Genomic DNA, 12,617 nt, shown 5'->3' on the forward strand with positions numbered 1-12,617 from the left:
GGCGAGCAAGGACAATCAGCTCTAAACCATGCTGCGAATCGAAACAATTACCAATATAGAAGATTTTGGCCGTATCCGTGAGATGTGGAATGAATTTATTCGACACTATTTTCCCTGGGCCTACTTTTTCGATCATGATTGGCTGGTCAAGTGGATCCGGGCCTATCTTCAGGAACCACGTATTTTCGTTTTTCTGGTCTACGATGGGCAGACCCTGATTGGAGCTGTGCCCCTGTATATCGGTAAAGAGAATTTCAGCGGTTTTCCAATCTCCCGTCTCGCCCTGCTTGGCATGGGATACGGCGTTGAAGACCTGCCCATCGCTGGTCGGCACCAGGAAGTACTGGACCTGCTGTTCGCCACGATCAACAAAACATTCCGCTGGCATCTTGCCAATTTTTCCCGTTTTACTCCTGAATTCGCAAACTCCATTGCCGGGATTGCGCACAATCGAAATATCCACATCGAGGAACGGGATATTGTTAATCCGGTCGTTCGCATCGAAGGGACCTATGCAGACTACTTTTCCGGGCGTTCCAAAAATTTTCGGGCAAATGTCCGTAAAAAAACCAACCGAATCAATTCCTGGGGCAAAATGACCGTGGTGCACAACGACACTTCGGATCTCGCCGCCCTGATCGGCAAGGTCGAGGCGATAGGCAAGGAGAGTTGGCAGGGGGAAAAAGGGGTGAATCTGGCTGCCAGCGAACAAGGCCGCCGCTTCCTCCATGACATGGTGGTCAATTTCCATGCGCGCGGCATTCTCGACATCTCCTTTATCGAGCTTAACGGCATTCCCATCGCCTATCTGTTGGGAGCCGTGCTGGACAAAACCTGTTTTGCCATTGAGACCGCCTACCTGACGAAATACTTCGATGCCTCGCCCGGCATGCTTCTCCATCTCTATGTTCTGGAGCGACTTTTTGACGAGAAAAAGGTCAATCTGATCGATTTCGGGTATGACGCAGCGTACAAAAGAAAATGGACCGATGATAACCGTCCGGAAAAACAGCTCATTCTCTATAACAATGCTCTCTATCCAAAACTTATCAGAGCAGTGCGCAACAGTTCTCTCTATGAAAAACTTCAGAACCTGAAAAAAGACAGATGACCACCCTGCTCTGCACCGACCTCGACGGTCCGATCATCAACTGTGAAGAACGCTATCATCGCGTGTATTGTGACTGTGTCCGAGAGTTCGGCGGCAACGCCTTGGAGCAACCCAAATATTGGAGTCTGAAACGGCAGCGGGTCAAGGAGGCGGATATTCTTCGTCTCAGCGGGGTGGATGAGAGTGGTCTTGAGCCGTGTAATGCCCTGCGAATTGCCCGGATCGAACAAAATGAATACCTTGCTGTCGATACCCTGCAAGAGGATATTTTTGCCATCCTTGCCGGTCTGCGCCCCTTCTTTTCCGGTTTGTTCTGCATCACCCTGCGAAGAAACGAAACCGCCTTACGAGAACAGCTCCGCAGCCTGGGGATTGACAGATGTTTTGATGCCGTGTTGACTGGCTACAACGAAACCGAGCCAGGATGGAAGATCAAGGCCGATCTTCTCCGTCGTCACATCGGCATGACGGCAAGAATCGACGGCGGCTGGTTTGTCGGGGATACGGAAACTGATCTGCTGGCCGGTCGTGCATTGGGGCTGCAGACCGCGGCGATGATCAATGGTATCCGGACAGAAGAGTACCTCCGGAGCCGCACACCTGATCTTGTCGTCGCATCCTTGCAAGAATTCGCCGAGCATGTGCGAGCGGGAGCGACCTACCTATGAACATCAAATTCGTTAACTTGCGGCGGCAATATCTTAGCCTGAAAGACGAAATCGATGGGGCTTTACGCAGGGTCATCGAGAACAGCGCCTTTATCGGGGGCGAGGAGGTCAGCCGGTTCGAGGAAAATTTCGCGGCTGCCTGCGGTACACGATTCTGTGTCGGGGTAGGAAACGGCACAGATGCCCTCTTCATTGCTCTCAAGGCCATGGGCGTCGGGCAGGGCGATGAAGTGGCCACTGTGGCCAATTCCTATTTCGCCACTTCGGAAGCGATTGTCATGGCCGGAGCACGGCCCGTTTTTGTCGACTGTGATCCGGTCACCTTTACCATGGATGTGCAAAAACTTGCCGCATGCCTGAAAGAACGCATTGAGGTGAAAAAGAAAAGGGTCAAGGCTATATTGCCGGTCCACCTTTATGGCCGAATGGCTGCAATGGACCCGATCCTGGATCTTGCCCGGCATTATGGCTTGCGCGTGATTGAAGATTGCGCTCAAGCCCATTTGGCCGAATATCGTGGGAAAAAAGCAGGAAGCCTTGGCGATGCCGGCTGTTTCAGCTTCTACCCCAGTAAAAACCTCGGGGCCTTCGGCGATGCCGGCGCGATAACAACCAACGACCCCGTTCTGGCGGCGGATATGCGCATGTTCGCCAACCATGGCCAGGCCTCGCGTTACGATCACAGGATGGCCGGAATCAACAGCAGGCTGGATGGATTGCAGGCAGCGGTGCTTAACGTCAAGCTGCCCTTTTTGCTCCAATGGAGCAAATCCCGGCGCACGCAGGCCATGCTTTATCATCGTCTGTTGGGCGATATTGATGGCCTGTTGCTGCCGGACATTCCTTCGGACGGCTCTCATGTGATGCATCTCTATGTCGTTCGGGTACAGCATCGTGAACAGGTTATGGCTCGGCTTGCCGAGGAGGGTATTCCCACTGTTGTCCATTATCCGACCGCATTGCCGAATCTTCCTGCCCATGCCGATCTCGGATATACACCGGACGATTTCCCGGTTGCCTCTCTTCTGGCACGAGAAGTATTGAGCCTGCCCATGTATCCGGAATTGAAAGAACTTGAAATCGTTGCCGTTTGTGACGCTCTTCGCTTCATTTACAATGAAGGATAGCGAACAATTCTTGACCGGATGAAAAAATCAAAACGGTTTTCGGAAGCGAAGCCGGACATTTGCCGGCCGCATGGAGAGAGGAATGAATGTTGATAATCTGATATCTGTGGTGGCGGTAGTCAGGAATCATGCCGACATAATCAAGGAATTTATTGACGACTTGACCGAAACTTTAAGCCGGTTCTACTCCAATTACGAAATCGTGCTGGTCGATAACGGCTCCACTGATTCCACGGTAGAAAAGATCCAGGGGCTGCAGAAAGAGGTGCGTAATGTTCGACTGATCGTTCTTTCCCGCCAGTACAGTGAGGAAATTACATACATTGCAGCGCTGGAAAATTGTATTGGGGATTTCGTGACCCTGATTGATCCCTGTTTCGATCCTCCACAACAGATTCCCCAGATGATCGCCAAGTCGCAATCCGGCTACGATGTGGTCATTGCCGAAAGTAAAGGTGATGCGGATAAAGGTATTATCGATCGAGTGGGGTCGAAGATTTTTTTCATGATAAGCAAATATCTGACTGGTTACGATGTCTCCCCAAGTTTCTCAAAGTTCATTGTGCTCAGTCGCCGGGCAGTCAATTCCATCACTCGAATCAAAGACCGTAACCGCTATCTCAAGTTTTTACTGTTGGAAATAGGCTTCAAGCGGATTTCGATTCCCAGCTCATCGATCAACCGCCGATATTATAGACCCAACCAGAATTATTTCAGTGCGTTTGCCTTTGCCATCGAGGCGATCGTCTCCAATTCAGAAAAACTGATCAGGCTGGCTGCACTCACCGGTTTTTTTGCCGGCCTGCTCAATCTTTGCTATGTCCTCTACGTGCTGGTCGGCTATCTCCTCTATCATAATCAGATCGCCGCAGGGTGGACATCGACGCAGGTGGTCGGTTCCACGATGTGGTTTCTTCTCTTTTTGATCCTGGCGATTATAGGAGAATATCTGGCGAGAGTATTGCGGGCTACTCGAGGAGGTGATCTCTATTACATCGCCGACGAGTCGAACAGTTCGGTCTGTCCCTCTGATATCGAGAGAAAAAATGTCATCTGAATCGGGGACAGAAAGCCGCTTTGACGCAATAATCATCGGTGGCGGATTCTACGGCTGTTGTATTGCCTTGGTCCTCCGAAATTTCTGCGACAGGATTCTTCTTGTCGACAAAGAAAAAGACCTGCTGCTGCGAGCCTCGGCAATCAACCAGGCCAGGGTGCACACCGGCTATCACTATCCCCGGAGTTTGGTAACGGCAATCAGGTCATTTGTCAACTTCCCTCGTTTTCTCCTTGATTTCAAAGGATGCATTTATGATGAATTCGTGAAGCTGTACGCCATTGCGCGACGGGGATCAAAGGTAAACGCCTTTCAGTTTCATGAAACGTTTAAAAGAATCGGTGCCCCCATAGAGATCGCTCCGGTGCGATATACAAAATTGTTCAACGCCGATACGATCGAAGAGGTTTTCCTGGTTCGGGAAGTGGCATTTGATGCCGCCAAGTTACGGGAGATTCTTCGCGAACGATTGGACAGGGCTGGGATCGAACTCAGCATGGAGACAGAGGTCCACAAAGTGGCTGGAAACCAAGAGGGCTTCGTCGATATCCTGCTCTCCAATGGTCTGCGGTTCACGGCTGGCAAGGTCTTTAACTGCACATACTCCCGGATCAATACACTGTTGAAAAATTCAGGCCTCCCTCTGTTGTCCCTGAAACACGAATTGACAGAAATGCCGCTGGTGGAGATGCCAGAGGAACTGAAAAATGTGGGCATCACCGTCATGGATGGGCCTTTTTTTTCCTTGATGCCCTACCCTTCGCTGAACCTGCATTCCTTTCCCCACGTACGCTATACGCCCCATTACGAGTGGCGCGACATGGAACAATGCATTGATGGTCATCAATTATTACGTACGGCTGACCTGAAAACCCATTTTCCCTTCATGGTCAAGGATGCGGCCCGCTATATGCCGCTGATCGGCGAAGTCAGGTATAAAAAGTCCCTTTTTGAGGTGAAAACCGTCCTTGTTCAAAACGAAATTGATGATGGGCGACCAATTCTGTTCCGCAGGGATCATGGTCTGAAAAATTTTTCAACCGTCATGGGCGGAAAAATTGACAACATTTACGATGTTCTTGAAATGATAGGTGAAATCAAGGAGTACGCCGGATATTCTCCTAAGGGTTTGCTGCGCTATCTGAAAAATGATGGCCTCGTAAAAAGTCAGAAATCCGGAAATCACGTATCGTGAAACCAGCGCGTTACGAAGCTCGAAACGTCGTTGTTGCAGTCTTTGGCGAGAACGACAACCTCGACAACCAGAACCGACAGGAAAGACTCCAATGAAAAAAATATTACTGACCAGTGCCGGCGGTTCTGCGGCCTTGGGTTTCATGCGCTCCCTTCGCAAGGCTGCATCCGATTACTTTTTTATTGGTTGTGACGCAGATAAATATTATCTCGAACGTTCCGAGGCTGACGAGAAGCATCTGATCCCCCTGGCCTCCAGCCCTCACTATCGGAATATTCTTCTCGAAATCATCGAGGAAGCGAAACCCGATATGATCCACACCCAAACCGATGTGGAGGTTCACCGTCTTTCGGCCATGCGAGACGACTTTGACCGTCTCGGAATAAAGTATTTTCTGCCGGATCATGAAACCATCGAAATCTGTCTGAGTAAATTTCGCTCCTATGAAAAATGGCTGCAGGCAGGACTGACCGTACCGGCTACCCATTACCTGCATACACCGGACGACCTGCGACGAGCCTTTGACCAATATGGATCCCCGGTGTGGATCAGGGAAGACAAGGGAGCTTTTGGCAAGGGCTCTTTGCCGGCTGAAAGTTTCGAGGAAGCAAAGTTGTGGATCGACGTTCGTAAGGGTTGGGGGAGTTTTACCGCCGCCGAGATGCTCGACCCCACGTCAATGGTCACTTGGCAGTCGATCTGGCACAAAGGGGTGCTGGTCGTCGCCCAGACGCGCAAACGGCTTTACTGGGAGTTCGGCAACAGGGCACCATCCGGCGTCACCGGACTTACCGGTGCCGGGGTGACCATTTCCGACCCCAATGTCGATCGCATCGCCCAGCAGACAATTCTAGCTGTCGATCCTTCTCCCCACGGCATTTTCAGTGTCGATATGACCTACAACAGAGTTGGAGTGCCCAATCCCACAGAAATCAACATCGGCCGTTTTTTCACCACTCATCATTTCTTCAGCGAGGCGGGCTTAAACATGCCGCACATCTTCACCTCCATAGCCCTGGGGGGGAGCGCGCCATTTTTTGAAAAGAAAATCAATCCATTGCCCGAAAACTTGGTATGGATACGCGGCCTGGACTTTCTGCCCAAGCTTTCCACCCTCGAGGAAGTGGAAAAACACGAGGAACGCCTGCAACGCCGTCTGAACCGCATCGGCAACACGAAAACACCATGAAGAGCATCGGAACCAACAAGAGCGCCTATTTTGTTCCTGTTTTCAACCAGGTTCGCGAACTTCCCCAGGTCCTCGACGAGATAAGGGTGGCGAATGTTCCCTGCGACACCTTTATATTTGTCAACGACGGTTCGACCGACGGATCGGAACAGGTTCTCGCCGATTATGGTTACTCTTGGTTGACCAATGAAAAAAGGATGGGACTCGGCTATTGCTACATGAAGGCGCTTGATTGGGCGCTTGAACATGGGTACTCTTTTTTCGGGACTATGGCAGCCAACGGCAAGATGCTCCCGTCGGAGATGCCTCGCCTACTCGGGCCGGTGATGCGGGGAGAAGTGGACTATGCCACCGGTAGCCGTTTTCTGCAGGGGGGCGCCTCGCCAAATCTTCCAGCTTTTCGACGGACCATGATCCCGTTCGTCAACCACTACGTTCATTTTCTTACCGGAGCGCGCCTGACTGACGCAACCTGCGGTTATCGGGCCTTTTCACTCGATATCATCCGCAAGGCCAATTTTGACTGGCACAAACCGTGGATGTACGCTTACGGCTTTGAAAGCTATCTCTATGCCAAGGTCCTGCTGTCAGAAACTATACGATGGCATGAGGTCCCCATAACCATGCGTTATCCTCAAAAAGGTGTTCCCTACAGCAAGATCGTCCCCTTCAAGGGTTGGTATGACATGTTGAAACCCTGGCTCATAGCCCGCCTTGACGGCTACAGTTTGGACGAGAGGATTTGATAATTGGGTTCCGCCAGAATGTTTTTCTCCACCTTCATGGGGATAGCCCTGTCGGCGGCCTTGTTTTACCTGGCATTCCGGAATGTTCCTTTGCGGGAATTAATCCTCTATCTCCGCCAGGTTGAGATTGGCTGGATAGCTCCTTCCCTAATGGTGATATTAGGCGCTTTTTTTATCCGAGCGGAACGTTTGCGTCTTATTATCTCTGCATCGCATCCTCTCTCGTTTTCCCCGGTGTATCATCCCCTTGCTATCGGTTATTTGGCCAACTGCATAGTACCCGGCAGACTCGGAGAAATAATTCTTCCTGTCCTACTGAAAAAGAATAAAAAGGTTCCCTTGAGTACAGGGTTGGCGGCTGTTGTGGCCGAGCGAATTTTCGACCTGATCACCTTGCTGTTGCTCTTTACCTGTGTCATTCCTCTGGTACGGCTTGCCCCTTCCCAAAGCACTTCCTTTGCCGGGTACGAATTAAGTACAGGAACCCTGCATAATCTCGCAGGCAAGATGATGATTCTTTGTGTTTTATTGCTCCTGTGCATCAACCTCGTCACCATCCAGGCAACAAAGAATTGGATCAAAGGGATTCTTCATCGCCTTTCTTCCATGTCGTTGTTTGCCTCCTCTCCACATGCACAGTCGCGTTGGCGTAAAGCCTGCCACTTGGCCGAAACATTTTTGGACAATATTGCCTCTGGTTTTTCATTGCTACGTTCGGCGAGAAGGCTTGCGCTGTGCGTTTTTTATTCCTTGGCTATTTGGGGCCTGGTGATTTTTGCAAACTATCTGCTGACCTTTGGCTGTCCTCGAATGAGTGGCCTGAGTTATGCAGAAATCAGTGCGATGACCATTTTCATCGGTTTTTTTGTCGCGTTGCCATCGGCTCCAGGTTTTTGGGGGGTATGGGAGGCGGGGGGTATTTTTGCGCTGAGTGTGTTTGGGATCAACACAACCGATGCAGCAGGATATACTTTGCTCAACCATGTGGTGCAAATTGGCACTTTTATCGTACTCGGCGTAGTTTCCGCCTTGTTAACCGAATTTAATTGGCGAAACATGCTTGTTCAAAAATCTTCATCGCATTACGAATGATATACAAAGCAGGCAAAGAGACGTTGATAGTCTCGTGGAAATATAAAAAAACAAACCTCGTGTAGTAAAGAAACAGTTAATTCGAAGATTAAAAGGTCAATTGCACCGATTTTTTTTAACGACAAATACAAGAAAAAAATGTTAGCTAAAATTCAATTGAATTGTTTTGATAATATAAATAAAAAACAAAGAATACTATGTAGTTTATGCATTTTTTTCATATTGATTTAAAGTTCCATATTCTTTTTTCACTTTTTCTCTGCGCTGCTCTCGGTTTGCGCATCCTTTTCTATCAAGGTCCTTCTGCTGCCGATGATATGATCTATTTTTCGGTTGTCGAAAAGCTTCTTGCTGGAAAGGATGTGGGCGAAACGATTACCACTGCAGGCCATTGGGGTGCGCGAACAGGAATGGTCTTTCCGCTCTGGGGCGTGATGAAGTTTGCCGGCGTATCCGAGGCCGCTTCAATGATCTATCCCCTGGTCCTTTCCGCCGCAACCATGGTTCTGATCTATTTCTCCGGTTTCAACCTGTTCGGCCCCGCTCCGGCCTTGATTGCCCTTGCATCCTACGCCCTTTTGCCCCTGGATGTTCATTATGCAGGAATCATGTACCCGGATGGTCCGGTGGTCTTTTTCAGTTTTCTTTCGTTGTATCTGCTGTTTTTGGTATCTGGCTCAACAAAATTCTCCGTATGGGCTCCGCTTCTGGCCGGAATTTCTCTCGGCTTGGGATATTGCATCCGCGAAACATCGATCCTGCTCTTCATCATCGTGCCACTTCTTTTTGTGCCCGCGAAAAACAAGGTTGCCTACTGCAAGTCAGTGGTGCTGTTCGGCATTGGATTCGCACTGGTCCTAGCATGTGAGATGCTCTTATTTTGGTTTTTGACGGATAACTTGTTTGCCCGTTTTCAAATACTCACCCAAAAAACCCAGGTGCTGACACCACATCAATATCCTTTCATTCCCCGGTTCCACAGTTACTTCTGGGACGGCCCCATCCTACTTTTTGCCACCTACTGGATGGCGCCGTTGCTGATTCCTCTTGTTCTCATTGCTGCCCCTTTTGCCTTCCTATGGGAACGGCAATACACCGACCAGCGAAAGGAGGACGGGAAGGTACTGTGGTTGGCCATTCTCGCTCTCGCTGTTCTCCTTTTTTTTATTTATGCCCCAGTGATCGGCTTTACCAAGCCGTTGGAGCGGGATGAGCGATATTATTTGATTGTCATGCCGTTGTTCGCTCTGCTTTTCGGCGTCATGGTAGATCATGTTTTCCGATCGGGGAAGCTATGGAAAAAATTTGCGATTTTCACGCTGGTCATTAATTTAATCCTCTCGCTTTTTGCCCTTGGGTGCATTGTCAATAAAAACTCCATCGGCTTGACAGAGATCCATGCGTTTATACATGCAACTCCTGCCGCAAAGTACCTGCTTCCAGAAGCGTTGGCTCCTGCGTTACGCCTGAAGGTCGGTGGTGCGACAGAGTCGGAGAAAATAACGTCCTATCGGTACAGCGATAATCCAATTTTACCAGTCCAAGGCTTAAGCGATCAGGCATATCTCTTTTACATTCCCTATCTTCATCGCATCCAACCAGATTGGACGGGACCCATGCACTGGCCGGCAGAGCGTTATGTGTTATGGAAGGTGTTGCACACCGAATCTTCCCTTTCTTGCCGCCTCTTACAGCAAGTCCGCTTGCTCGACGCTCTGCCTGAATTTTTCTCCAAGAGAGTATGCGTTTCCCCGGATGTCCACGTATATACATTCAGACAAACCACTACTAGCTTTTCCGGCCATGACTGAAACCATTGACATCCACTGCACCAACAAGGGTGCTTCACCGCTGCAGCATTATCCCGTACAGGTTGGCTACCTTTTGGCCGAACTCTCCTGACATCGGCCGAGCAGCAACTCTACCTGGTTGACGAAACCGGTCGTTCAAAACCTTTGCAAACCTTCCCGCTGGCCTTGTGGCCGGATGGCAGCATCAAATGGCTGCTGGTCGATTTTTTTGTTGATTTACCAGGGAACACACAGAGAACTTACACATTGGTTCGTCATCCGGAGCCGCCGCCCTCAGCCTTCCCTGTTGTCATCTGCCATCAAAGCGTGGAGAGCTGGATCGTCGAGACCGGTACCGCCGAATTTATGGTCAACACCCGCATCCTGAAGCCCTTTGATCAGGTCTCGATTGGCGTCAATAGCCACCACAGGACCAAAGCTATCGAGTCCAGCCAGTTATGTTTGCTCGATGATCAGGGCAGGAATCTCGATGCACGCATTGAGACCCTGGTACTCGAGACTTGCGGAGCTGTACGTTGTACTGTGGTGGCCTGCGGGACCATGATCGACGCAGCGGAGAAAACACTTGGCTTCGAGGCTCGCTTGCATTTTTATCAGGGGACCGCTCAAACCACCATAGAGTTCAGGCTCCATAATCCGCAAGCAGCCCGGCATTTTGGTGGCCTTTGGGACCTTGGTGACCCAGGATCCTTTTTTTTCAAGGAGTGCGGATTTCGTTTTACTCTCCCTCGGCAACCGATGCATTTTTCATGGCAAATGGAATCAGGCGATCCTTGGTACGAGCTGGGTCCGGGGGAAAACTGGACCGTCTACCAGGAATCCAGTGGTGGCGATCACTGGAACAGTCCCAATCATCGCAACCATCAAGGCAAGGTGCCGCTCACCTTTCGCGGGTACAAGGTTCTGGACGATCAGGGGGAGGTGACGCATGGTGATCGGGCAGAACCGGTCCTGGTGTGCCAAATGGATTCCGGGGCGGTCCTTTCGACGTATATATCAAACTTTTGGCAAAAATTTCCAAAAAGCATTACCGGAGGCGGGCAAGAGCTGGTCATCGGGCTTTTCCCCGGAGCATTTCCGGACCTGCACGAACTGCAGGGTGGTGAACAGGCGACCAATCACATCTGGCTCGATTGCGCCGCCGATCCCAAGACCGCTGCGTTTGGCAACGCCATGGTAACGGTCCAGGCGGATGAAGCCTGCCTGATCCGATCCGCCGTATTCAAGGATTTTTCATGGAGCAAGGAGGACACTCCGTTCTCCGAACTGCTTCGGGAAGGTCTTGAGGGAACAAGAGGCTTCTACGCCAAGCGGGAGATGATCGACGAGTATGGCTGGCGCCATTTCGGCGAGTTGTATGCGGATCATGAATCCGCTCAAAGTCCTGACATCCCTTTTTTTATCTCACATTACAACAACCAGTACGATCCGTTGTACGGGATGTATCGGCAGTACTTGACCAGTGGCGACGAGCGCTGGCGGCAACTGGCCGCCGATCTGGCCGCCCATGTGGCCGATATTGACATCAACCACACGAACAGGGACCGTGAGGAATATAACCACGGCCTTTTCTGGCACACCGATCATTATCTCGATGCAGGTACTGCAACCCACCGCATGGCTTCACGCGAACACCTGCTCAAAAAGAATCCCGCCTTCTGCGGCGGCGGTCCGGGCGCCGAGCATTGCTACACTTCCGGACTGGCAGTGCATTATCTGCTCACCGGTGATCCCCGTTTCAAAGAACTGGTTCTCCAGTTGGCCGACTGGTGCTATCTGTCGCTTCGCGGCCCTCAAACCATTCTGGCTGCATTGTTGCGTGCGCTCAAAGGCGCAAAGACCCTTGCCCGGCAACAGGGCAGCCCACGACTATGGCACCGTTTCCCTCTCACCAGGGGCACGGGCAATTGCATCAAATCCAACCTCGACGCTTTTGATCTCAGTGGAGACCGCCGCTATCTCGACCGAGCCGCATCGCTGATCCGGCAGACGGTGCATCCATGCGATCCGCTGGAGGAGCGCGACCTGCTCAACGCCGAAGTCGCCTGGTCCTATACGGTTTTCCTGGCGGCGGTGGGAATGTTTCTTGCCAAGAAGGCAGAATGGAACGAATACGACAATGCCTATGCCCATAGCCGCGAATCCTTTCTCCATTACGCCCGGTGGATGGCTAGGCATGAATATCCCTATCTTGACAACCAGGTCATTCTGGAATTTCCCGAAGTGACCTGGGCAGGGCAAGACATGCGCAAAAGTGTTCTCTTTTACTTCGCCGCCGGATTGTGCGACAATCCCGAAGAGCAGTCGCTGTATTTGGAGCGTTGCCGCTTCTTTCTTGACGCAGCCGCCAGGGAAATGCACAATTCCGATGCGAGCCTGTACACTCGACCCTTGGCACTTGTTCTGCAAAACAGTTGGGTGGCCGGGAAGGCAGGCAATGCCCCACCTCTGGCCGACTCACCAGGAGAGACGGCGCGCAACCGCCGTCCTCAGGCACCCCGCCTGACGATGTTCACCTTGCTGAAGCGTACCGCCCGCGATATGGGCGAAGTGCTCCGGGAGACCAACCTGAAACGGGAACAACGATGGCTGGCGGCCCGGTTGAGAGATCGTTGAAATGA

Annotated in this window: 10 protein-coding genes; all 10 read left to right on the forward strand. The window is 51.1% G+C overall.

The window, feature by feature from the left end; genetic code table 11:
* The first annotated feature begins 28 nt into the window (after window positions 1-28).
* The 10 genes from DESPR_RS01650 (at window position 29) to DESPR_RS01695 (ending at window position 12,612) form a co-directional block, all read left to right on the forward strand.
* The gene (locus DESPR_RS01650; RefSeq protein ID WP_015723068.1) at window positions 29-1,111 is read left to right on the forward strand and encodes a GNAT family N-acetyltransferase; all 1,083 of its coding nucleotides are present in this window, start codon (window positions 29-31) and stop codon (window positions 1,109-1,111) included.
* Window positions 1,108-1,779, forward strand: coding sequence for an HAD family hydrolase (locus DESPR_RS01655; protein WP_015723069.1), 672 nt, complete (start codon window positions 1,108-1,110; stop codon window positions 1,777-1,779). Before DESPR_RS01650 ends, DESPR_RS01655 begins: the two co-directional genes overlap by 4 nt.
* Window positions 1,776-2,906: a DegT/DnrJ/EryC1/StrS family aminotransferase gene (locus DESPR_RS01660; protein WP_015723070.1), complete on the forward strand. Its 1,131-nt coding sequence runs from the start codon at window positions 1,776-1,778 to the stop codon at window positions 2,904-2,906. Before DESPR_RS01655 ends, DESPR_RS01660 begins: the two co-directional genes overlap by 4 nt.
* 82 nt (window positions 2,907-2,988) lie before the next feature.
* A complete protein-coding gene (locus DESPR_RS01665) occupies window positions 2,989-3,963 on the forward strand; it encodes a glycosyltransferase (protein ID WP_015723071.1) in 975 nt (324 codons plus the stop codon).
* On the forward strand, window positions 3,953-5,158 hold the full coding sequence (locus DESPR_RS01670; RefSeq protein WP_015723072.1) for an FAD-dependent oxidoreductase: 1,206 nt from the start codon (window positions 3,953-3,955) through the stop codon (window positions 5,156-5,158). Before DESPR_RS01665 ends, DESPR_RS01670 begins: the two co-directional genes overlap by 11 nt.
* Before the next feature lie 91 nt (window positions 5,159-5,249).
* Window positions 5,250-6,347 carry an ATP-grasp domain-containing protein gene (locus tag DESPR_RS01675; protein ID WP_015723073.1) on the forward strand — a complete coding sequence of 366 codons (1,098 nt, stop codon included), beginning with the start codon at window positions 5,250-5,252 and terminating at the stop codon, window positions 6,345-6,347.
* The gene (locus tag DESPR_RS01680; protein WP_015723074.1) at window positions 6,344-7,093 is read left to right on the forward strand and encodes a glycosyltransferase family 2 protein; all 750 of its coding nucleotides are present in this window, start codon (window positions 6,344-6,346) and stop codon (window positions 7,091-7,093) included. Before DESPR_RS01675 ends, DESPR_RS01680 begins: the two co-directional genes overlap by 4 nt.
* Window positions 7,094-7,096: 3 nt before the next feature.
* Window positions 7,097-8,185 carry a lysylphosphatidylglycerol synthase transmembrane domain-containing protein gene (locus DESPR_RS01685; RefSeq protein WP_015723075.1) on the forward strand — a complete coding sequence of 363 codons (1,089 nt, stop codon included), beginning with the start codon at window positions 7,097-7,099 and terminating at the stop codon, window positions 8,183-8,185.
* A gap of 206 nt (window positions 8,186-8,391) precedes the next feature.
* Window positions 8,392-9,996: an ArnT family glycosyltransferase gene (locus tag DESPR_RS01690; RefSeq protein ID WP_015723076.1), complete on the forward strand. Its 1,605-nt coding sequence runs from the start codon at window positions 8,392-8,394 to the stop codon at window positions 9,994-9,996.
* 144 nt (window positions 9,997-10,140) lie between these two features.
* Window positions 10,141-12,612: a hypothetical protein gene (locus DESPR_RS01695; protein WP_169701500.1), complete on the forward strand. Its 2,472-nt coding sequence runs from the start codon at window positions 10,141-10,143 to the stop codon at window positions 12,610-12,612.
* Window positions 12,613-12,617 lie beyond the last annotated feature (5 nt).

The organism is Desulfobulbus propionicus DSM 2032, assembly GCF_000186885.1.
Classification (GTDB): domain Bacteria; phylum Desulfobacterota; class Desulfobulbia; order Desulfobulbales; family Desulfobulbaceae; genus Desulfobulbus; species Desulfobulbus propionicus.